Raw genomic sequence first — 22,084 nt, 5'->3', positions numbered from 1 at the left:
GGCGCAGTCGTTCGGAGTCGATCGGGCGGTCGCCTGCAGGCGACTGCGACCGCGTCACGGGGCGAAGGCAGCTGACGATTCGGGGTCGATGTGCCGCAGCCGGGGGAGCAGGAGGGTTGAGGGTATGAATGACAAAACCCGAACACGAGACCCTCTGTCCTGGCCGCTCATCGTCGGTCTGTCCTCTCTGGTCCTGCTGTGGCCGCTGACCGGGCTGTGGCCGGTCCTCGGGGAGGGGCCGGCCCGGGCGCTCGTCCTCATCGGAATCACCGGCGCGGTGTGGATCGGAACCGTCGGCTTCGCCGGTGTCGGCCGACCCGTGCTCACCCTGGCCATCTGCGGCGCGGCACACGGGTTCATCACTCTCGCCCTCGGCGGCCTGCTTGCGGGCACCGGAGCGATCGGTGCCGGTCCGGCCATGCTCATGGCGTTCATTCCCAGCCTGGCGATGGGTGCGGGAGTCGGTGCCCTGGCCGGTCTGGCCGCCGCTGGCATCCAGGCGCTGCTCGGTCGGCGGGAGGAACGATGAGACTGCGCAGACCCGCGGCGGTCGCGGCCGTCTCGCTGTTCGTCGCGGCCGGTCTGGCTGCATGCGGGATCTCGACGACCTCGGTGACGGAACCTGAGTTCACGAACGAACTGGCCATCCCACCGCTTGCCGACTCGCACGTTGAGGACGGAGTCCGCACTTTCGACCTCAGCGCGCAGGAGGGCACGAGCGAGTTCGCCGGGCAGGACGGACCCACCCGCACCTGGGGGTTCAACGGCGATTTCCTCGGACCGACGCTGCGGGCCGATCGCGGTGAGGAGATCGCCGTCGACGTCGAGAACGCGCTGCCGGAGGCCACGAGCGTGCACTGGCACGGAATGCATCTGCCGGCGGACATGGACGGCGGACCGCACCAGATGATCGACCCCGGGCAGACGTGGACACCGCACTGGCAGATCGATCAGGCCGCCTCGACGCTGTGGTACCACCCGCACCCGCACGGACAGACCGAGGACCATGTGTACAGGGGGCTGGCCGGAATGTTCATCGTCGATGACGATGCGAGCAGGAAGGCCGAACTGCCGCATGAGTACGGCGTCGACGACCTGCCGCTCATCGTCCAGGACAAGTCCTTCGACGGAGACGGTGAGCTCGAGCTCACCCACGACGGGGCCGAACCCGGGATGCTCGGTGACACCGTCATGGTCAACGGCACCATCGGAGGAGTGCAGAAAGTCACGACCGAGAAGGTCCGCCTGCGCCTGCTCAACGGGTCGACGGCTCGCACCTATGCCTTCGAGTTCCCCGACCGGCCGATGACGCTGACCGCCGGCGACGGAGGCCTCCTCGACGAACCCGCCCAGGTGGACCGGCTTCGGCTGGCGCCGGGGGAGCGCGCCGAGGTGGTCGTGGACTTCTCCCCGGGCGAGACCGTGCGGATGCGTTCGGCCGAGGTCGACCTCGGCGGGGTTGCGGTTCCGTCGACGATGGGAGGATCCGATTCCTTCGATGTCCTCGAATTCCGTGCCGCCGATGACTTGGCGGCCTCGCCCGAACCCGCGTGGTCGCCGTCGCGGCAGGCCGAAGAGGATGCGATGGACGAGGCCGATGCGGTCAGGACCAGGAAGTTCGAGCTCTCAGAGCGGGAGATCAACGGCGAGAGGATGGACATGAGCCGCATCGACGAGGTCGTCCACGTCGGCGACACCGAGGTGTGGGAGGTCCGCAGCTCACAGCCGATTCCCCACAGCTTCCATGTCCACGATGTCCAGTTCGAGGTGCTTGATGTTGACGGTCAGGCCCCGCCGGTGCCGATGAGCGGGCGCAAGGACACGATCTACCTCGAGCCGAACCGCGTCTACCGACTCCTCATGCGCTTCGAGGACTACACCGACCCGCACCTGCCGTATATGTACCACTGCCATATGCTCCTGCACGAGGACGAGGGGATGATGGGTCAGTTCGTCGTCATCGACCCCGGTCAGGAGGACGAGGTCGGGGTGGCGGCCGGGCACGAGCACTGAGGCCGAGTCAGGCGAGCCCTGCCGCGAATCCTGTGACGTAGGCATTGATGAGATCGCCGGCCATCGCCGTGCGCATCTGTCTGATCAGCAGCGGCCGCTGGATCGGATCGCCGAGGATGTCGAGCACCTTCTGACCGTCATGACGGGTGAAAGGTCGGGCGGCGAGCCGTGCGTAGTAGTAGCTTGCAGCCGCGAAGATATCGGCACCTGTTGCCTCGAGCGCTTCGTCGTCGTTCCACACCGCGTCGTCGAAGGGGGATTCGGACATCGCAGTGAGGATGGTGGCAAGATCCAGCGCGTCCTTGGGGTTGTCGGCGTGGCGCTCTCTCCAGGCGAGGATCTTCAGCGCGGTCAGCGCTGCCGGCGACGCGACCTGCACCTCGGTTCCGTGCGGAAACCGCACCGTCACCGACGTCGAATGGGCCTCGGAGATTCCCGTGGCGTCGAAGACGCTGCCGTCGGAGAAGTTCACCGACCGATCGGCCTCATTGCCTCCGAAGGCAATGACGTCGACCTCGACGCCGTGCACGATGAACTTATGCGGTGCTCTGCCTCTGCGGTCAAGCACCTGCGTGAGCGCGCGGAAATCCTCGTCGCCGCGGACCGCGACAGCGATATCGATGTCCTTCGTGGCGCGGGTGGGTTCGCTCCGCTGGCGGGAGTGGATGACGAGGTCTCGTGCGGCCGCGCCGATGACGAGGAATTCGACCTCCGCTGTCCGGCAGAGCGCCGTCAGATCTCGGAGGACGTCTTCAGGCACCGGAACATCCATGCGACCTGTGAGGTCGATCATCGGTCGTTTCCATGGAACTCGGCACTGATCTCGTCGGTTCGAGGATCGTCTTCGAGCAGCAGATCGGCGCGGATGAGGAGGCGAGGGACGGTCTGACTCTCTGTCGGCACCGGTGGGATCCGCCACAGCGCCGGTCGGAGTCGGATCATGCCGTTCTCGTCTCTGCGGAGTCGCCCGTGTCGAATCAGTTCCCTTCGTGTGCGATCGTCTCCGTCGACGTGGATGAGCACTGAAGCCGGCCGGATCGACGCTCCGAGCCGTGCGGCAGCGACTTCCGAGCTGAACAGCGCGCCCTCTGGAAGAGGGATATTGAGGAGACCTTCGGGAATGGTCCAGACGTCGCTGGTAAAGCGCTCTTCCGGCCAGGCGGCGGGCTGCTGTGCCGAATACGCCGAGATCCATTCACGTTCGAGGACGTCTGGTCGAGTGAGGTCATTGCGTCGTCCCTCCAGGAATGGCGGAGTGCGCTCTCGAAGGGCGCGGAAGACTCGATTGACCGTGCCGAGCGAGACCCCCGAACTCTCCGCGGTCGCACGCTGGGTGGGAATGGTGCCGTGGAGGTCATGGGCAGCCAAGAGCGCGAAGGTCACCGGCAGACCCGCGCGGGTGAATGGGGCAGTTGTCGCGGGGGTCGGGGCCGACCCTGGTTTGCTTTGGCCCGCGATCTCGACAATCAGGCCTTCTCCGCGGAGGGAGGCGTTGCCCGCAGAATCCAGGTATCCTCCCCAGCCGCGGTCCGCGAGCTGTTGAGCACGGACCTGTGACACACGATCGGTGATGAGGATCGTCTGCTCGTCGTGGGGGAGCAGTGCGATGTCGGCTGCGCTCGCCGAAGCGTGGGCAATGGCGGGGAACTCGTGTGTGCTGTGGCCGTCGTCGACGATCAGCGTGCCGGAGGCGGCTCGGCCGAGATCGCTCGTCAGGGCCGACCAGTCTGCGCGCAACCCCACCCCCGCGAGTGCGTCGAGGGCGCGGGTGATGAACGCCGGGATGCGACCAGTCCAGTGTTCAATGATCGACATACGTTCAGGATACTTGAACACTGCGGAAAGTTGAACACGGGGTTGGTGGCAGTCGGCTCAGTGCCTCACACCGCTGTGTAGCTGCCGTCGATGAGGTAGTAGGCGCCGGTGACGAACGAGGCGTCATCGGAAAGCAGGAACGTCACGACCTTCGCGACTTCGTCGGCGGTGCCCAGGCGGCCGAGCGGGTGCTTGGCCTTGAGCCCGTCCAGCCAGAACGACGAAATGGCGGAGAACATTCCTCTGTCTGCGGGCCTGCTCGATCACACCAACCATTGATCGGACGTCGCAACGGTGGTTAACTGGTTGCATTATGCAATCACCGGCGAGAGGCGCCGCAGCTCAAGGGGGAGTGATGGGAAAAGTGGCATGGGGCTTCACCGCCTCGATCGACGGGTTCATCGCCGGGCCGGGCCATGACATGTCATGGCTTTCGGCCTCCGAGCCGAATGCCGAGGGCACCACCGAGGGCATGGCTGCGAAGGTCGCCGTCATCATCTCCGGCCGCCGCGGCTACGACGCGGCCAGGGCGCAGGCCGATGAACGCGACGAGATGACCTCCGAAGCGTACGGCGGTGCGTGGTCGGGGACGGAATTCGTCCTCACTCATCGTCCCGAGGAGCTGGCGGGAGATGCCTCGGTGACCGCGATGAACTGCACCATCACCGAGGCGGTCGAGACGGCACAGCAGATCGCCGGGGACCGCGATATCCAGATCATCAGCGCCGATATCGCCCGGCAGGCGCTCGAAGTCGACCTCATCGACGAACTCCAGGTCTATGTGGCTCCGGTCTTCCTCGGCGACGGGACGCGGATCTTCGACGTGCCCGGCGGGCGCCGGGTCGACTGGGAGCTCGAGACGATCGATGCGGCGAACGCGCGCAGCTTCGGTCGCACCTACCGCCCGAAAAGGTCTAGCCCTCCCGCCGGCTGAGGTCCCACAGGATCCGCATCGCTTCGTCGTCGAAGTCCTCGCCGGTGTCGACGGTCGGGGCCCCGTCGTGGACCTCGGAGTGCAGCTGCTCCATCCGTCGGTCGAGCTGGTCGGAGGCGTCGGCCGCCTCGGTGAGTTCGTCGATCAGCCGGTTGGGGACGTCGCCGTTGAACTTGTAGTGGATCTTGTGCTCCAGGCTGGCCCAGAAGTCCATGGCGATCGTGCGGATCTGGACTTCGCAGATGACCGGCACCGGTCCGCCGTGGAGGAACACGGGCACCTCGAGGATCGCGTGCAGGCTGCGATAGCCGTTCGGCTTCGGGTGGGCGATGTAGTCCTTGATCTCGACGACCCGGATGTCGTCCTGCGCGGTGAGCAGTTCGAGCACATGATAGGTGTCGGCGATGAAGCTGCAGGTGATGCGGATGCCTGCGATGTCCGTGATCTCCTTGGCGATGACATCGATCTCCAGCGGCAGACCGCGGCGGTGGATCTTCGCCAGCAGACTGCGCGGAGACTTCACCCGCGAGGAGATGTGCTCGATCGGGTTGTAGCTGTGCGCGTGGACGGACTCCTCGCGCAGGATCGAGATCTTCGTGAGCATCTCATCGACGACGAAGCGATGCTGCATGATCAGTCGGGAGAAGTCCATGCGCAGGGTGCGCAGGCTGTCGAGCTGTTCCGACGTCATCGCCGATTCCCCGGTTCTCATGATCCTCCCGCTGTCTGGATTCCTTCCGCAGTCTATCGGCCGCCCGGGCGCCACGCGCTCGCGGCAGGTCAGCCGAGCGCCCCGCCGTCGACAGCCAGGTCCTGGGTGATCCTCGCCGAGGCGGTCCTCAGGGCCCGCATGATCGCGGGCACGCCCTTCCTGTGCTCGGAGTCGATGACGACGCCGAGACCGGCGATCGCCATCCCGCCTCCGTCGAAGACGGGGACCGTGATGCCGGTCGTGCCTTCGTCGATGTGGCCTGACAGCTCGGCGAAATGATGGGACCGGATCGTCGAGAACATCTTTCTCAGCTCGGCCGGATCCGTCGTCGTCTTCTCCGTGATCGCCGCCAGCGGCCCCCGCAGATAGGCCTCGCGCACATGCTTGGGCGCATAGGCCAGCAGCACGAGCCCGCACGATGACGCATGCGCAGGCAGCCGCCCGGCCGTCTTCGAGCGGTGGACGACCGCGTTCGGTGCCGACATCCGCTCGATGATGAGCACCTCGCGCTCGCGGAGGATCCCCAGCTGGGTGTTCTCGCCGACGAATTCATGGACGGCCATCATGTGCGGCCTGGCCACCGAGGCGAGATCGACGGCGTCCGAGGCTCGGTTCGACAGCTCCCACATTCCCACCCCGATCCGGAGCCGTCCGCTGGGATCGCGCTGCAGCAGATCATGGCGCATCATGTCGCCGACCAGCCGGTAGGCCGTGGACTTCGGCAGTTCGGCGCGAGCGGCGATCTCCTCGGTGCTCAGACTCTGGTGATCCGGGTCGAAGGCGGCGAGCACGCGGACGAGGCGATCGATCATCGAGTCGCCGGATCGGGAGTTCGCCATGATTCCGATCCTAGCGGTGACGAGACAATATTCTCAATGAACGGGAACATTGTGGCCGATGGTGGTTCGGGTCACTACTGTGGCGAGATGTGCACCACAGTCCGCTGTCGAGGGTGCCCCAGATCCATCACTTCAAGGAGCATCGCGTCGATGACGACAGTCACGGTTCGCCAGGCAGTCCACGAACTCATGGCCTTTCATGGGATGACCACGATGTTCGGCAATCCGGGCTCCAATGAGCTGCCGTTCCTCAAGGATCTGCCCGCTCGCTATATCCTCGGCCTCCACGAAGCCACCGTCGTGGCCATGGCCGACGGTCACTCGCTCATCACGAACCGCCCCACACTCGTCAACCTCCATGCCGCCTCCGGCTCCGGCAACGGTCTCGGGGCGCTGACGAACTCGGTGATCTCGAAGTCGAAGCTCGTCATCACCGCAGGCCAACAGGTCCGCGACATGATCGGCCCCGAAGTGATGCTCGCCAATGTGCAGGCACCGAAACTCGCCGAACCTCTCGTCCATCAGTCGCTCGAACCCTTAAGTGCGCAGGACGTGCCCCGTGCCTTCTCCCAATCCGTCTTCGCCGCCGAAGAAGGCCCCGTCTACCTCTCCGTGCCCTACGACGACTGGGATGCCGAGGTGCCTGCCGAACGGATCCGCCAACTCTCCCGCAGCATCACCTCCGCTCGCACCGTGGCCCCCGCAGCGATCACCGAACTCGCGGACAAGCTGCGCGGAGCCGAGGCACCGGCCCTCGTGCTCGGCCCCGACGTCGACGACGAGACCGTCTGGGACACGACGGTCGCCCTTGCCGAGACGCTCGAGCTGCCCGTCTGGGCAGCCCCGTCACTCGCACGTCTGCCGTTTCCCAACCAGCACCCGAACTTCCGCGGCGTCCTGCCCGCGGGAATCGCGCCGATCGGCGAGATCCTCGGCACCCACGACCTGGCACTGGTCATCGGGGCACCGGTCTTCCGCTACCACCAGTGGCAACCGGGACAGTATCTGCCGGCGACCACCGAACTCATCCAGATCGGCGAGGACACCGCGGCCGCCGCTCGCGCACCCTTCGGCGATGCCCTCATCGCCGATCCCGTCGACACCATCCTCGCCCTCGCGAAAACCCTCGACATCGCTCCAGCGGGCACCAGCCCGGCCGGCACCGCACCGGAACGGGTCATGCCCGATCCGGCCACCTCGGCGACCGATGGGATCCTCCACCCCGAGGAGGTGTTCGCGGGCCTGCGCGAAACGATGCCGGATGGCACCCGCTACGTCGTCGAATCGACCTCGACGAACGCGGCCTTCTGGACCCAGATGGACCTCACCGGCCCCGGATCCTACTTCTTCCCCGCCTCCGGCGGACTCGGGTGGGGGCTGCCGGCGTCGATGGGCATCGCCCTGGCCGATGCCGACCGACCCGTCGTCGCGATCATCGGCGACGGCTCCGCACACTACTCGATCTCCGCCCTGCGCACCGCCGTCGAAGAGAGCATCGGCGTCATCATCGTCCTGCTGCGCAACGGCACCTACGGGGCACTCGACTGGTTCGCCGACATGCTCGGCGTCGACAAGGCACCCGGCCTCGACCTCGGCGACGTCGACTTCGTGTCCATCGCCACCGGGTACCAGATGCACGCCGCCCACGCCGGAACCTCCGCCGAACTCGCTGACCTGCTCCACGATGCGCAGGACCGGGCGGCCCGCGGACAGGCGAGCCTCATCGAAGTGAACACCGAAAAGACCCGCCCCGAGAAGAAGTAGAGGACACATCATGGCTGATTTCCTGGGAACCGACTGGCACGAGAAGATCTTCACCGGCACTTGGACCGCCGGGTCCGGCGACTCCTACGACGTCATCGAACCGGCGACGGGAGAGACCCTGGGCCGCCTCGGGGCCGCCAGCGCCGACGACGTCAACGCCGCCGCCACCCGCGCCGCGGCCGCGCAGAGGCAATGGGCGCGCACAACACCGGCCGACCGCGCGGCCGTGCTCCGCCGGGCCGGTGCCCTGTGGGCCGAACACGCAGACGAACTCTCTTCCTGGATCGTCCGCGAAGCCGGCTCCATCCCGGCCAAGGCCGCCCTCGAAATCGCCTCCGCCGAAGCGATCTGCTTCGAGTCCGCGGCCCTGCCCAGCCACCCCAAAGGCCAGGTCCTGACCTCGAACGAACCCCGCTGGTCGTTTGCCCGCCGGGTGCCGGCCGGAGTCGTCTCCGTCATCGCCCCGTTCAACTTCCCGCTCATCCTCGGCATGCGCTCGGTCGCGCCGGCACTGGCCCTCGGCAACGCGGTCCTGCTCAAACCCGACCCCCGCACCGCGGTGTGCGCGGGCGTATCGATCGCGAAGGTCTTCGCCGAGGCGGGACTGCCCGAAGGACTGCTCCAGGTCCTGCCCGGCGGACTCGACGCCGGTGAAGCCGTCGTCGCCGCCCCTGAGGTCTCGGTCATCTCCTTCACCGGGTCGACCGGGGCCGGACGCAAGGTCGGCGAAGCCGCCGGTCGCCTCCTCAAGCGCTGCCACCTCGAACTCGGAGGCAACAACGCGCTCGTCGTCCTGCCCGGTGCCGAGGTCGGTCCGGCCACCTCGGCGGGGGCCTTCGGATCATGGATGCACCAGGGCCAGATCTGCATGACCACCGGCCGCCACCTCGTCCACGAATCGATCTTCGACGAATACGTCGAGGGCCTGGCCGAACGGGCCCGGAATCTGCCGGTCGGCAACCCCGCCACCGAAGACGTCGCGATCGGACCGATCATCGACGAGAAGCAGCGCACCCACGTCCGCGACATCATCGACAAAGCCACCGCCGACGGTGCCCGCCTCGTCGCCGGGGGAGTAGGCGAGGGCGCCTTCGTCCCACCCACGGTGCTCACTGACCTCAGCCCGTCGAACCCGGCGTGGACGACCGAGATCTTCGGGCCCGTCGCCCCCGTGGCCCGGTTCTCCACCTTCGAAGAAGCCGCGGAGATGGTCAACGCCAGCGAATACGGCCTGTCCTTGGGCATCCTCGGTGATGTGGGTTCGGCCATGGAGCTGGCCGATCTCGTCGATACCGGAAAGGTCCACATCAACGAACAGACCGTCTCCGATGAGGCCAACGTCCCCTTCGGCGGGATGAAGGACTCCGGCAACGGTTCGCGCTTCGGCGGTGCCGACGCCAATATCGAGGCCTTCACCGAAACCCAATGGGTGACGATGCGTTCGACCATCGCGCCCTACCCGTTCTGATTCGCCACACCACCTGATTCGGAGACTCCGATGTCCTCATCCGCCCCGTCCGCAACCATGCCTGCCGTCACCCCGGCTGGTCGGTGGCCCGCCGTCCTCTGCTGGCTCGCCGTCGCCCTCGAAGGCTTCGACCTCGTCGTGCTCGGCGCGGTCATCCCCGAGCTCCTCGCCACCCAGGCGCTCGGCTTCACCCCCGAGGCGGCCACTGTCGTGGCCACGCTCAGCCTCGTCGGCGTCGGACTCGGTGCCGTCTCCGTCGGTCCCGTCGTCGACCGGATCGGCCGACGCCGGGCGATCATCGCCTGCGTCATCGGTTTCAGTGTCTTCACCCTCTTCGTCGCCTTCGCCCCGAACGTCGCCCTGTTCACGACGTTCCGGTTCATCGCCGGTCTCTTCCTCGGCGCCGTGATGCCCAGCGCCCTCGCCTACATCAGCGAATACAACAAGTCCGGAAAGACGGGCAAGGCCACGACCCTGACGATGACCGGCTACCATGCCGGCGCCGTTGCGATCTCCCTGCTCGCCGTCGCCTACTCCCACAACTGGCATCTCCTCTTCATCGCCGGCGGTGTCGCGGGCCTGCTCATGGTTCCGCTCCTGTGGTGGAAGCTGCCGGAGTCCGAAGCGTTCCTCATTGCGCAGGAGCTCAAACGGAACCCGGCGGCCGCCTCGGCGACGGTGGGAGCGGACGTCGACCCCGCCGGCGGGGTCGATGCGAAGGCGAAGACGGGCATGGCCGGCCTCTTCGAGGGCAAACTCGCACTCGTGACCATCGGTGTGTGGGCGGCGAGCTTCATGGGCCTCCTGCTCGTCTACGGCCTCAACACCTGGCTGCCGAAGATCATGGCCGACGCCGGCTACGAGGTCTCGGACTCCCTCGTCATGCTCTTCGTCATGAATATCGGAGCCGTCGTCGGGCTCGTCCTGGCCGGATGGCTGGCCGATAAGCACGGGACGAAGAAGATCGTCCTCATGTGGTTCATCCTCGCCGCGATCTTCCTCGCAGCGCTGTCCGTGCCGATGACCAGCCAGATTCTGCTCAACGTCGCCGTCTTCGTCACCGGTGTCTTCGTCTTCTCCGCCCAGGTCCTCGTCTACGCTTTCGTCTCAGCGATCTACCCGGCCCAGGCCCGCGGCACCGCGCTCGGCATGGCCTCGGGAATCGGCCGCCTCGGTGCCATCGTCGGACCGTTCATCACCGGTGCCCTCGTCACCGCCGGCATCGCCTACCCCTGGGGCTTCTACCTCTTCGCCGTCGTCGCGGTGCTCGGGTTCGCGGCCATGGCCATCGTGCCGAAGTCGGTGAAGTGATGTCCGGGGTGTTGGCTACTCTGGGGGTATGACCCGCTGGATCGATGCCGCTTTCGTGCGCGGCGGCACAAGCAAAGGCCTGTTCTTCCGTGAGGACGCTCTGCCGCCGTTGGACCCCGGGGGTGACACCTCGGAGCGGGACGCGATCTTCACTGCCGCCTTGGGAACACCGGACTCGTTCGGCCGGCAGCTCGATGGGATGGGCGGAGGCCTCTCCTCGCTGTCGAAGGTGATGGTCGTGTCCGCCTCGACCCGTGCCGGGGTCGACCTCGACTACACCTTCGGGCAGGTCGCAGTCGCCGAGGCGGTCGTCGACTATTCCGGCAACTGCGGAAACCTCTCCTCCGGGGTCGTGCCCTTCGCCCTGTCGTCCGGGCTGGTCTCTGCCGACGACGGGTGGCATGTCTTTCGCCTCTTCAACACGAACACCGAGAAGTTCGTCGACGTCGGCCTCGACGTCGTCGACGGGCAGGCCGCGGTCGAGGGCGACCTGAAGCTGCCCGGTGTCAGCGGCACGGGCGCGACGATCGAACTCACCTACCCCGACCCCGCGGGCAGTCGGACCGGTGCACTGTTGCCGACCGGAGTCGCACGCGAAGAATTCGAGGTGGGCGGATGTCGGTTCGAGGCTACGCTTGTCGATGCGACCCTGCCGCTCGTGGTCGTGCCGTCCTCGTTGGTGATGCTGCGTGGCACCGAAGCACCCGGGGCTATCGACGCAAACGCGCCGTCATTGCGCCTCATCGACGAGCTGCGGCGCAAAGCCGCCGTGCGCATGGGGCTGTGCGAGACTCCGGAGACGGCGCCGGAGGTCGTGCCGAAGGTCGCGATCGTCAGCAATCCGCAGGCGACGACACTCCTCGACGGCACCGGACTTGCGGCTGCCGACGTCGACGTCCTGGTCCGCGTCATCTCGATGGGACAGGCGCACAAAGCCGTCCCGGGAACCGCGGCGATGTGCCTGGCCGCGGCCGCACTTCTGCCCGAACGTGATTCGTTCGTCCGCGGAATCATCGAACGCAACAATCCCGAATGGACCGGCCCAGAGGTGCGACTGGGCACACCATCGGGAGTAGTGACCGCCTCGGCAGTGTGGGACGACGACGCGCAGACGGTGACGGCGACCTCCCTGTTCCGCACCGCACGGGTGCTCATGGTCGGGAAGGTCGCCGTCAGCGACTGAGGGGTGGCCGGCCTCAGCTCAGGCGGCGCCGACGAACGAGGAAGACGACGCCCGCGCCGATTGCGATGAGCCCCGCCGCGATCGCCATCATCACCGTCAGGTCGGTACCCGTCCGGGGCAGATGGCCTCCCGCGTCGCTGCCCGAGTCGGCGTCGCTCGCGCTGGCGTCGCTCGAGGCTGACGCGGTGCCGTTGTTCCCGCTGTCGCTGTCGCTCGCGCTGTCGGAGCCAGCGTCAGCGCCGTCGGCGCTGCTTCCAGCGCCGTCCGAACCGGCAGAGTCCGAACCGTCGGCTTCCTCTGACCCGCCATCTGCGCCGTCCGAGTCAGAGCTCGCACCATCCGAGCCCCCGTCATCGGAGTCCTCGTCGAAGAGCCCGACGATCACGGGATCGTGATCGGAGGCACGGAACTGATCCGGTGCGAAGAGGTCAGCCGCGTTGTAGTTGAAGCGGCTGTATTCGAGGGCCAGCGCCTCCACCGAGTTGATGTTCCAGATATCGGCCCCGGTGATCGCGTCGAATCCGCTGGAAGGAAGGGCCGCCTCGGTGCTGGTGTTCTGTGTGTTCGCCGCGTTTTCTGCGCCTCCAGCGGAATCGAGGGCGAGCACGTGGTCGAGACTGCCGGTGCGCGAACCGTAGACGTAGGTCGACTTATCCGTCTTCTCCGAGGCGACGTCCTTGAAGCCGGCCTCGTAGAAGACCTGCATCGGATCCTCCTGGGTGTAGGAGTTGAAGTCGCCGAGAAGGTAGACATAGTCGCTGTCGGCAGCCTTCTGCTGCTCACCGGCGAAGTCGACGAGCGACTTCGCCTGCTTGACGCGATCGGCGTTCGAGGCACCCTGGCCGTCGCCGCTGTCCTCATTGCCCGGACCTTCGCCCGAGCCCTTGGACTTGAAGTGATTCGAGATCGTCACGAACGTCTTGTCCTTCTCGACCTCACCGGAGTCGTCCTTCGGGGCGAACGCCTGAGACAGGGGTTCGCGGGCGTTCGAGAACGCATCCTCATCGTCAAGGATCGTGGAATCCTTCTGCGGGGCCACCTCGGCGGGTTGATAGATCAGGGCTGTGCGGATGACGTCCTCATCGGCCGGGACCTCTTCGGGTGAGGGCACGAAGTCCCACTTCTCGGTTCCGGCGGCCTCATTGAGGCGTTCGACGAGCGTCTCGAGCGCGACATCACGGTCGTCACCGAACTTCGCGGAGTTCTCGATCTCCATGAGAGAGACGACGGAGGCGTCGAGCTTGTTGATCGCCGTGACGATCTTCGACTCCTGCCGCTTGAGGCTCTCGGCATTCGCAGCCCCTCGAGCCTCGCAGCCACCGCGGACGGTGATGTGGTTGCCCTCGCGGTCGTCGTAGTAGGTGCATCCGGAGAGCTGGTCACCGGTGGTGGTGAAGTAGTTGAGCACGTTGAAACTGGCCAGGCTGATCTGACCGCCGACGGCCTCCGGAACCTCGGTGCGGTTGTCGGAGAAGCTGGCCGGCTGGACCGCGTCAGCGTTGGCCCCGGTCAGGCGGGTTGTGGGCTGGAAGCGCCACTTCTCGTGATCGAATCCGAGCACCACCGGCGAGGTGATCGTTGCCGTGGCGCCGACCCGGACGGGAGCGTCGTTCGAGACATAGGGCAGAGGCACATCCTTATCGTTCTCCAGGAAGTTCACGGTCGCTCCGTCGTCGAGGATGACCTCGCGTTCGAGGTTGTCCGCCTCGATCGCCTCGGCCTCTTCGGTGCCCGGGCGGGCCACATCCGTGGCCTGCGGGAGGGTTCCCTCACCGGTGGCCAACACGACTTCACCATAGGTGTTCGTGTTGTAGTTGTCGGAGACGGTGAGCTCACCGTTGGGCTGGAGGAGCATACCTTCGAGGGCCTCGCGTTCGGCCTCATCCGTGGGGAACGCATCCTCGACCGGTTTGACCGCCTCGGCGGGTTCTTCCAGAGTCGTCAACCCGTTCGCACCGACGGAGATCTGCGTCTGACCGTAGTGCTCGGACACGGCGCCGGTCAGTTCGAGGTGATCGCCGATGCTGATGCTGCCGACGGTGTCGGGGGAGTAGACGAAGATGCCGTCGGAGGCACCCGGAGTCTCGTCATCGGCCCCGCCGGTGCCAGGTGTCTGCACGTAGTAGCCATTGAGACCGCCGTCGGGGTAGGAAGCGGTGACGACGCCGCGGGTCTTCACGGTCTCACCCTCAAGGGGGCTCTCACTGCCCGTGCCCTGGATGTCAGCGATCGGAGTGACGTCCTCGGGGTCAGGGCCTGGATCCTCGCCGCCATCATCACCGGGCAGGGCGTTGGGGGTGGGGGCCGCGGATGTCCATGTGCCGTCGACGAGCTGGATCGACTGCCCGCCGGCCGCCGTGGCACCTGTGGGTTCGGCTTCCTCACCGACCACGGGTGCGGGCGTGTACTTGCCGTTTGCTCCGGTCACGCCCTTGCCACCGACGACACCGCCGATCTGTGCGAAGGACACGAGTTTGCCCTCGTCGTCGATGGCGTAGGCGGACGAACCGTAGCTGCCGTCGGCGGCGGGCCCGGAGTTCACGGAGTTGGTAATCGGAACCTCGACGGCCAGTGCGCCGGAATCACCGACGGTGCTGTCTTCGGGCAGCGTCGTCGTGTTCTCCTCGGCCTGGACACTGCCGCCGCGAGTGACGGACCCGATGGTCCACCCCGAAACGTCCGTGCCCGGTTCCGCGGCGATCTCGATGAAATCGGTGTCGAGGGTGTAGCCGATCTCGCTGATGTGGACAGCATCGGCAGCAAGCGCCGGGCCGGCGGGAAAAACAAGTCCGAGCCCTGCGACGAGGCAGAGAGCAGCAGCGGATGAGACCGTCTTGGAGACGTTCATAGGGGCCTTTCGTGGGAACGGAGCACCGCGCACGGAATCAGCGCAATCTCCTGCACGTTATCCGGCGACAGGTCGACAACGGTGTCGACCATGTGAATACGATGTGAACTGACTGTACTACGGACTTCTGCCGCTGTGACGTCTATGCGAGCGATCCGGGCTCGCCGTGTGGGCATCGCAGTACGGTGGAGTACCGTCGTCTCGGAATGCCGCCGAGGTGGCAGAGACTCAGACGAGGCCGAAACCGAAAGAGGTCAGTCATGGCAGTTCCCCGTCCCATCGCCGATGTCATTGCCCGTCTGGCGCAGAAGGGCCCAGGCGGTTCCCGCCGACCGTCGGAGGTCTCGTTCGCGGAGATCCCGGCGAGCACGGAGGACATCAGGATTCCCACGCGTCACGGCAGTCTGCCCGCGACGGTCTACTCCCCTCCGCAGGGGATGGAGGGCAGGGGCGTCTATGTGAATCTGCACGGCGGCGGCTTCATCCTGCGCCACCCCGAACAGGACGACCCGCTGTGTCGGTACCTCGCAGCTGAAGCGGAGGTGACCGTGATCAACGTCGATTACATTCCCGCGCCGCAGTGTCGCTTCCCCGGCCCTGTCGAACAGGCCTATGATGTGGCGCTGTGGGCGGCCGAGAAGAAGCGCCCCTGGGACGGCACACGATGCGCCATCGGTGGTCAGTCCGCCGGCGGCGCCTTGGCCGCGGGCGCGGCGCGGCTTGCGCTCGAACACGGCGGTCCTGAACTCGCTCTGCAGATGCTCATGTACCCGCCTCTCGACCTGAGCATCCCCGCCGCCCAGAAGCTGCGCGAGGGCAAGGAGACGTTCCTGGCGCGCATGGGCCCGATCTTCGACGTCGCCTACTGTCCGGATGCGACCGACCGTCGCAGTCGTCTGGCGTCACCGGCCGGCGACCACGACACTGCGCCACTGGACGGCATCGCCCCCGCCCTCATCATCACCTGCGGCAGAGACATCCTTCGTGATGAGGGCATCCGCTACGCCGAGCGTCTCGAACGGGCCGGGTCGCTGCGCGGGCACGTCGACCTGCCCGAGGTCGGTCATGGCTTCAACCTCATCGGCGCCACACGACAGACGGTGCTGCCCGTCTACAAACGGATCGCCGAGGAGGTCGGTCAGCAGCTGAAGCCCGGTCATTGAGTGCGATCGACAGCGTGACACCCCGCCGATCGCGACAGGATGATCAGCTGCGGAAGGCGAAGCTCGTCTCAACGAGCTGATGATCGGACGGGAAGCGGTTCTGCCGCTGGTTCGGGATGAGTTCACAGCGGCCGCCCACATCGACGAACCCGTCTTCGGTCAGGCCTTCGGCACTGCAGCCGCGCATCACGCTGTCGACGATGTCGAGGCCGCGGGAGAAGATGAAATCGATGCGATCACGAGGTTCGGCGCCGTCGGTGCGGCCCGGTTCGGGCTTCTCCTCATGACCGGCATGGGTGAGCGGTTCGATCGGAGACCAGGTATCGGCCGGCGCGGCGACGGGGTCGGGGTGGATCGCGCGGAAGGTGTCGGTGAACCCGGCGGCCAGCAGCGCATCGGGAGAGCGCCAGGCGATATCGGGTCGGTCGGTGCGCGCCGCCCAATCCCCGGTGGACGGGGTGTTGAAATCACCGCAGATGACCACCGGCAGGTCGTCCTCGTCGACCGCAGCGCTGATGCGGGCAGTCTCGGAGAGGATCTCTTCGATCTGCTGCAGACGAGGAGCCTCCTCGGCATCGGCGACCTCTTGCCCCTCACCCTGCAGCGCTCGGTAGACCGCATAGGGGTACGGCGCGAGGTGGACGGACCACACGAGGATCCGCGGCGAGTCCGGCAGCGGTCGCACGAGTGCGGCCTGAGCGTAGGGCAGCGTGCTGGTGTCCACCGGCGTCAGCTGCCCGGTGCTGACCACGGCTGTATCCCATCCGCGCTGCGCATGGTCTGCCAGGAGCTTCGGGGCCAAGTTCTCCGCAGCGCTGCCCCAGCACTCCTGCAGCGCCAGGACGTCTGCCGGGAACTGCGCTGCGATCGCGTACTGCTTCTCCTGGCCGAAGTCGACTTCTCGACCGCCGTACCAGACGTTCCATGTCTGCAGGGTGAAAGTGGTCTCAGCGGGCATGGGATCTTCTCCAATGATCGGCATCGGGTGGGTGGTCAGTAGTCGGAGTCGAGGAGGAGCGTGCGGGTTCGGGAGTCGAAGCGCAGCTGGGCGAAGTGCCGCAGCCGCACCTCGCCGGCCAGTTCGATGCTGGGATCGCTGTTGACTCCGATCACCGTGCATCCGGCCGTGTGAGCTGCCTGTGACCCCACAGGTGAGTCCTCGAAGGCGACCACCGCCGAGGCGGCCAACCCGAGTCGCTGTGCGGCCAGCAGGTAGGGGTCCGGCGCGGGCTTGCCCTGATCGACATCGTCGATCGTGATGATCGCGTCGAAGAGGTCGAGCATGCCTGCTCGCTCGAGGAGGCCGCGCACGTCGCCGCCGCGACCGTTGCTGGCCACGGCGATCGGGATGCTGCCTGACAGTGATGCCACGAGTTCGGGAGCACCGGGCATGGGTGCTGCGACGTGTTCCAGAGCGGCGCTGTAAGCGCGGTCGACCTCCTCGGCGGTCGGCGGTCGGACATCGCTGGGGGAGCCGAGGCTCTTATGCACCTGCTGCAGTCGCGCCACGGCTTCGGCTGCTGTGAGTCCGCGAAGATCCTCGGCTGCGATGTCGTCTGCGGCCAGCGACTCCAGGTAGTCTCCCATGAGTTCGATCCAGGGCGCTTCGGAGTCGACGAGGATTCCGTCGCAGTCGAAGACGGCACCGGAGAAGCCGGTGATGGAGCCGCTCATGCGCGGAGTCCTGCGGTGTCGTTGCGGCCCAGGCGCAGTGCGGGCTCGGCGGTGACGGAGGCGTCGATGCGCAGTCCCGGTCGCATGGCGTCGGCGTCAGCGGAGGCCAGCGATGCCGACCACTGTGCGCTGTGGTCGCCGGGCAGACCGAGGTGGACCATCGTGCGCTCGCCGGTGTAGGTGCTGTGCTTGACCTCGAGGAAGCCATCAGCGGCCGCGGTGATCGAGAGATTCTCGGGCCGGACGAAGACGGTGTCATCGGGTGCGGGTTCGACGGGCAGACGGTCCCGGATCGTCCAATCGCGGCCGACGGCGAACTCATTGATCGCTCCGACGAAGCGGGCGACGAACGCGGTGGCGGGGGAGGAGTACACCTCGTGAGGGGCGGAGTACTGCTCGATCCTGCCGCCGTTCATCACGGCCACACGGTCGGCGATCGCCAGCGCCTCTCCCTGATCGTGGGTGATGAAGACCGTCGTGGTGCCCAGCGCCTGCTGCACCCGACGGATCTCATCACGCAGTGAGGAACGGACCGAGGCGTCGAGTGCCGACAGCGGCTCGTCGAGCAGAAGGACCTTCGGCTGGGTGGCCAATGCGCGGGCCAGAGCCACGCGCTGCTGCTGGCCTCCCGAGAGCTGATGCGGGAAGCGGCCGCCCATGCCGGTCAGCCCGCAGATCTCGAGGAGTTCCTCGGTGCGTCGGCGCCGTGCTCCGACATCGACCTTGCGGATCCGCAGACCGTATTCGATGTTGTCGCTGACACTGAGGTTGGGGAACAGGCTGTAGCTCTGGAACACCATGCCCATGTCCCGGCTGTTCGGCGGCAGTTTCAGTACGGATTCGCCGCCGACGAGCACGTCTCCTCCGTTGACCGGTTCGAAACCGGCGAGGATGCGCAGAGTCGTCGTCTTGCCGCAGCCCGAAGGGCCGAGGAAGCTGACCATGCTGCCGGCCTCGATGTCGATGTTGAAGTCCTTGAGCACCTCGGTGCTGCCATAGGACTTGTCCACGTGCTCGAAGCGCACGGACTCGGGCTCGTTCGACTGCTCGGGGCCCGCGGGCGATGGTCGAGTGCGGTCAGAGATGGTCATGAGGTCACAGCGTCCTTTCTTGAGGCGGCGGCCGAAGCGGGGGCCGGGTCGTCGGCCTCTGTCTCATCGTCTTCGCTCACAGCGTTCGGTCGGTGACCGAACCGCGATGCGCTCACGGTTGCAGCGGCCAAGAGCAGCCACGTGGTGAGGTTGAGCAGCACGGACAGCGTGATCGAACCGCGGAAGTTCGTGCTCGAGAGCGTGTTGAGGAAGACCGGCAGGGTGTTGATCGACAGGGTCGCGGCCACCGTGTACTCCGCAATGGACAGAGCGAAGGTGAAGAAGAGGGAGAACATCACCGGTCCGCGGATGTTGGGGATGACGACCCGGCGGAGCGTGGTTCCCAGTCCGGCACCGAGGATCGACGAGGACTCGAAGAGGGTGCGCAGCGGCAGGGTGGACAGTCCGGCATCGATCGACCGGAAGGTGAAGGGAAGACACAGGATGACGTAGGTGCCGACGAGCACGAGCGGCAGATCCTGGGACTGCAGCATGGTGTTCAGCTGCATGCCGAGGCTGCCGCGTCCCTGGGATGCGAGGCTGCGCAGAACCGCCGAGAGCCCGGCGACGATCGCGATCGCCGGGACGACCAGCGGAAGGGTGCACAGGATGCTGAGCACCGATCGCAGGCGGGGCGCCCAGAGGTGGACGGCGACGACCGCGGGAACCAGCGTGAGGACGAGGATGACGGCGGCGAGCACCGACACGATGAGGCTGCGCATGAGCGGGGCCACGATCTTTCCTGAGTCAGCCAGACCGGTGAGCCCGGATGTGGTGAAGCTGCCGTCGGCACGGAAGAACGAGTAGGTCAGCGAGCTCAGCAGCGGTGTGAGGATGAAGATCGCCAGGGCCGCCAGTGGCAGCCAGGCCAAGAATCTCCTCATCCGCGGAGAGCTGTTCAGGTGTTGAGCCACTTGGCGCTCCTCTTCGTCAGTGCGTTGAAGGCGATGAGGACGATGACGGCGATCGCTCCCGTCGTCACGCCCAAGGCCATGGCCACTCCTTCGCCGCCGGTGGCAGCAGAGCCTGCGAGCTGGCCGGCGATCTCGAGGGGGATGAGGGGGAAGCCGCCCGTGCCGATGAGCACCGCCGCCGAGGCGTGAGTGCCGAAGGCGGAGCCGAACATCAGCAGCCAGGCGCCCAGCAGGGCAGGGGTGATGACCGGCAGTCCGACTCGGCGCCAGAAGGTCAGGTCGGTGCCGCCCAAGGAGGTGTTGGCCTCACGCCACTGCTGTCTGAGCGCGACGAAGCTGGGCAGCGTGAGCAGGATCATCGTGGGGATGAGGAAGTACTGGTACATGAGGATCAGGCCCTTGACACTGTAGAGCGTGAACGTCGAATCGACCGCAGTGATCAGCGCGGTGAAGTATCCGGTGTTGCCGACCGCAACGATGAAGGAGAACGCCAGAGGGACGCCTCCGTCGTTGGCCAGCACGCTGGAGGTGACCGCGGTGATGGAGTCGACGATCTTCGACTTCACGGTCGAGATCGCCCAGGCGCAGATGCCGCCGAAGACCGCGGCCACCGTGGCGGCGGTGAACGACAGCAGCAGGCTGTTGCCCAGGGCCATCGAGCGCGAACCCGAACCCAGTGCGGTGTAGTTGTCGAGGCCGAGGGTCTTCGTCCCCGGTTCGCTGCCCGGGACGAGGAACGATGTCGCCACCATTCCGCCGATCGGGATCACGAAGAACAGCACGATGATGATCGTGATCGGTGCCAGAGCCGTCAGGGCCGGTGAAGGGGTTCGCCTGCGCCGTGAGCCGGCCGGAGAGGAATCTTCTCCGGCCGGCCCACCGGTGTGCGGCAGCGACTGTGGGACTGAGGTCATCCGATCGCTTTCGCCCAGTTGTCGGCGAGGACCTTCTGCTGCGAATCCCGCTGTTCCTGAGTCGGCTGCGGTGCTGTCTGGTCCACCGCATCATCGAGCAGCTTCGACAGCGCATCGTCGTCGACCGTGTCGGATTCGACCATGGCGTCGAGTCGTCCGGGCATGACATACCCCTCGAGCAGCAGGTTCTGCCCCTCGTCACTGAAGACGAATTCCTGCCACAGGCGAGCAACTGCCGGGTGCGGTGCATCCTCGTTGATCGATGCTGCGTAGTAGGAGGCGACAGTGCCGTCCGACGGGATGGAGATCGACATGTCCACCCCGCCGTCAGCGAGGTCGTCCGCCCACTGCAGGAGCAGGTAGTCCCAGTTGACGGCGATCGGCGTCTCACCGGTCTCGAACGTTCCGGCCTCGGCCTCGGTCGGCACGAGGTTGCCCTTGTCCGAGAGCTCCGCGAAGTAGTCGATGCCCGGCTGGATGTCATCGAGTGAGCCGTCGTTGGCCAGGGACGCGGCGACGACGGCCATGAAGCCGGCCTCGCCCGTGGTCGGGTTCCCGCGCATAGCGACCTTGCCCTTGTACTCCGGGTCGAGCAGCTCTTCGAAGCTCGTGGGGCACTTCTTCACCGCTTCGGCGTCGCAGCCGATGGCCATGGTCCCGCCGAGGTGGTTGAACCAGGTGCCGTCCGGTGACTTCATGTTCTCGGGGATGTCATCGGCGGTTTCAGGGTAGTACTCGGCGAGCAGACCCTCTTCGGCGGCATCGACGGCAAAGGATTCGCCGGTGTCGAGATAGTCGAGAGAGGTCTCCTGCCCCTGCCTGTTCTTCACCGCGTTGATGAGGTCCTGGCTCGCGCCGGTCGAGGTGTCGTTGTCGATCTCGATGTCGTACTTCTCCGCGAACGCGTCGAGCAGCCCGCCGTAGTTGGCCCAATCGGGGTAGAGGCCCATGACGTTGAGCGATCCCTCCGCCTGAGCCGCTTCGACGAGAGCATCCATGCCCCCGCCGTCTTCGACCGACGTCGCCGATCGCCAATTGGCGGATTCCTCAGATTCCCCGCTGCCACCGCAGCCGGACAGGGCTGCCAGAGCGCCCACTGCGAGGACAGCTGTGAGCTTTCGTGTGTGTTTGAGCATCGTCGTACTCGCCTTTCGGACTTGCGCGTAAGCGCATGTTGTTCTTATTCGAAGTGCTTCGATCCCCATCCACGATAGGGAACAGATGAAGGATAGGCAATCTAGCTCACTAGTGAGGATGTGGAATTAAGAATAACCTCACCAGCGAAGTGTGGATGGAGAGTGACGCCGTCGCCCCTCTCGGGTGAACACTGGACGCCCGTCGACGTTGCCGCATCCGGATGGTCAGCATGCGGTGAGTGCGCTGTCATCGACATCTCGGTGCTTGCGGTAGCGTAGATGCACAGCACCGTATGCGGTGCTGA

General features: G+C 66.2%; 20 protein-coding genes. 8 read left to right on the top strand and 12 right to left on the bottom strand.

The genetic code is table 11. From position 1 onward, the window contains the following. The first annotated feature begins 124 nt into the window (after positions 1-124). Complete coding sequence (locus ACQE2J_RS16255; RefSeq protein ID WP_426936627.1) at positions 125-529, top strand: hypothetical protein; 405 nt, start codon at positions 125-127, stop codon at positions 527-529. Next, a complete protein-coding gene (locus ACQE2J_RS16250; protein WP_426936626.1) occupies positions 526-2,013 on the top strand; it encodes a multicopper oxidase family protein in 1,488 nt (495 codons plus the stop codon). The genes ACQE2J_RS16255 and ACQE2J_RS16250 overlap by 4 nt, the downstream gene beginning before the upstream one ends. A gap of 7 nt (positions 2,014-2,020) precedes the next feature. Here ACQE2J_RS16250 and ACQE2J_RS16245 read toward each other — a convergent pair whose 3' ends face one another. The 3 genes from ACQE2J_RS16245 to ACQE2J_RS16235 all read right to left on the bottom strand — a co-directional run bounded on the left by ACQE2J_RS16245 (position 2,021) and on the right by ACQE2J_RS16235 (position 4,067). Then, entirely contained in the window at positions 2,021-2,806 is a 786-nt protein-coding gene (locus ACQE2J_RS16245; protein ID WP_426936625.1) for a nucleotidyl transferase AbiEii/AbiGii toxin family protein, read from the bottom strand. Beyond that, complete coding sequence (locus ACQE2J_RS16240) at positions 2,803-3,828, bottom strand: type IV toxin-antitoxin system AbiEi family antitoxin (protein WP_426936624.1); 1,026 nt, start codon at positions 3,826-3,828, stop codon at positions 2,803-2,805. Before ACQE2J_RS16240 ends, ACQE2J_RS16245 begins: the two co-directional genes overlap by 4 nt. 65 nt (positions 3,829-3,893) lie before the next feature. Beyond that, complete coding sequence (locus ACQE2J_RS16235; RefSeq protein ID WP_426936623.1) at positions 3,894-4,067, bottom strand: SDR family oxidoreductase; 174 nt, start codon at positions 4,065-4,067, stop codon at positions 3,894-3,896. A gap of 116 nt (positions 4,068-4,183) precedes the next feature. Here ACQE2J_RS16235 and ACQE2J_RS16230 point away from each other — a divergent pair, with 116 nt between their 5' ends. Next, positions 4,184-4,762, top strand: coding sequence for a dihydrofolate reductase family protein (locus tag ACQE2J_RS16230; protein WP_426936622.1), 579 nt, complete (start codon positions 4,184-4,186; stop codon positions 4,760-4,762). Here ACQE2J_RS16230 and ACQE2J_RS16225 read toward each other — a convergent pair. Together ACQE2J_RS16225 and ACQE2J_RS16220 are read right to left on the bottom strand one after the other, a co-directional pair. Beyond that, entirely contained in the window at positions 4,743-5,474 is a 732-nt protein-coding gene (locus tag ACQE2J_RS16225; RefSeq protein ID WP_426936621.1) for a GTP pyrophosphokinase, read from the bottom strand. The genes ACQE2J_RS16230 and ACQE2J_RS16225 overlap by 20 nt on opposite strands. Before the next feature lie 68 nt (positions 5,475-5,542). Beyond that, a complete protein-coding gene (locus ACQE2J_RS16220; protein ID WP_426936620.1) occupies positions 5,543-6,313 on the bottom strand; it encodes an IclR family transcriptional regulator in 771 nt (256 codons plus the stop codon). A gap of 150 nt (positions 6,314-6,463) precedes the next feature. Between ACQE2J_RS16220 and mdlC the strand changes: the two genes are divergently transcribed. From mdlC to ACQE2J_RS16200, 4 genes are read left to right on the top strand one after another with little or no spacing between them, the layout of a single operon-like run. Then, on the top strand, positions 6,464-8,077 hold the full coding sequence (gene mdlC / locus ACQE2J_RS16215; RefSeq protein ID WP_426936619.1) for a benzoylformate decarboxylase: 1,614 nt from the start codon (positions 6,464-6,466) through the stop codon (positions 8,075-8,077). Between the two features lie 10 nt (positions 8,078-8,087). Then, positions 8,088-9,545: a benzaldehyde dehydrogenase gene (locus ACQE2J_RS16210; RefSeq protein ID WP_426936618.1), complete on the top strand. Its 1,458-nt coding sequence runs from the start codon at positions 8,088-8,090 to the stop codon at positions 9,543-9,545. 30 nt (positions 9,546-9,575) lie between these two features. Further along, positions 9,576-10,856, top strand: coding sequence for an MFS transporter (locus ACQE2J_RS16205; protein ID WP_426936617.1), 1,281 nt, complete (start codon positions 9,576-9,578; stop codon positions 10,854-10,856). Positions 10,857-10,884: 28 nt separating this feature from the next. Further along, on the top strand, positions 10,885-12,039 hold the full coding sequence (locus ACQE2J_RS16200) for a PrpF domain-containing protein (RefSeq protein WP_425119276.1): 1,155 nt from the start codon (positions 10,885-10,887) through the stop codon (positions 12,037-12,039). Positions 12,040-12,052: 13 nt separating this feature from the next. Here ACQE2J_RS16200 and ACQE2J_RS16195 read toward each other — a convergent pair whose 3' ends face one another. After that, a complete protein-coding gene (locus ACQE2J_RS16195; protein ID WP_426936616.1) occupies positions 12,053-14,887 on the bottom strand; it encodes an ExeM/NucH family extracellular endonuclease in 2,835 nt (944 codons plus the stop codon). A gap of 260 nt (positions 14,888-15,147) precedes the next feature. Between ACQE2J_RS16195 and ACQE2J_RS16190 the strand changes: the two genes are divergently transcribed. Beyond that, complete coding sequence (locus ACQE2J_RS16190; protein ID WP_426936615.1) at positions 15,148-16,050, top strand: alpha/beta hydrolase; 903 nt, start codon at positions 15,148-15,150, stop codon at positions 16,048-16,050. Positions 16,051-16,093: 43 nt separating this feature from the next. Here ACQE2J_RS16190 and ACQE2J_RS16185 read toward each other — a convergent pair whose 3' ends face one another. Genes ACQE2J_RS16185 through ACQE2J_RS16160 form a run of 6 tightly spaced genes read right to left on the bottom strand, consistent with a single transcriptional unit; the run spans position 16,094 to position 21,779 of the window. Then, entirely contained in the window at positions 16,094-17,008 is a 915-nt protein-coding gene (locus tag ACQE2J_RS16185) for an endonuclease/exonuclease/phosphatase family protein (RefSeq protein ID WP_426936614.1), read from the bottom strand. A gap of 35 nt (positions 17,009-17,043) precedes the next feature. Continuing rightward, positions 17,044-17,724 (bottom strand): HAD family hydrolase, encoded by a 681-nt coding sequence (locus ACQE2J_RS16180; protein ID WP_426936613.1) that lies wholly within the window; start codon positions 17,722-17,724, stop codon positions 17,044-17,046. Further along, on the bottom strand, positions 17,721-18,815 hold the full coding sequence (locus ACQE2J_RS16175; RefSeq protein ID WP_426936612.1) for an ABC transporter ATP-binding protein: 1,095 nt from the start codon (positions 18,813-18,815) through the stop codon (positions 17,721-17,723). The genes ACQE2J_RS16180 and ACQE2J_RS16175 overlap by 4 nt, the downstream gene beginning before the upstream one ends. After that, the gene (locus tag ACQE2J_RS16170) at positions 18,812-19,687 is read right to left on the bottom strand and encodes an ABC transporter permease (RefSeq protein WP_426936611.1); all 876 of its coding nucleotides are present in this window, start codon (positions 19,685-19,687) and stop codon (positions 18,812-18,814) included. The genes ACQE2J_RS16175 and ACQE2J_RS16170 overlap by 4 nt, the downstream gene beginning before the upstream one ends. Before the next feature lie 26 nt (positions 19,688-19,713). Continuing rightward, entirely contained in the window at positions 19,714-20,643 is a 930-nt protein-coding gene (locus ACQE2J_RS16165; protein WP_426936610.1) for an ABC transporter permease, read from the bottom strand. Continuing rightward, positions 20,640-21,779 (bottom strand): ABC transporter substrate-binding protein, encoded by a 1,140-nt coding sequence (locus tag ACQE2J_RS16160; RefSeq protein WP_135537381.1) that lies wholly within the window; start codon positions 21,777-21,779, stop codon positions 20,640-20,642. Before ACQE2J_RS16160 ends, ACQE2J_RS16165 begins: the two co-directional genes overlap by 4 nt. Between the last annotated feature and the right edge of the window lie 305 nt (positions 21,780-22,084).

It is taken from the genome of Brevibacterium sp. LE-L (assembly GCF_050214925.1).
In the GTDB taxonomy this organism is placed as follows: domain Bacteria; phylum Actinomycetota; class Actinomycetes; order Actinomycetales; family Brevibacteriaceae; genus Brevibacterium.
This window is presented reverse-complemented; position numbering and strand designations above follow the sequence as displayed.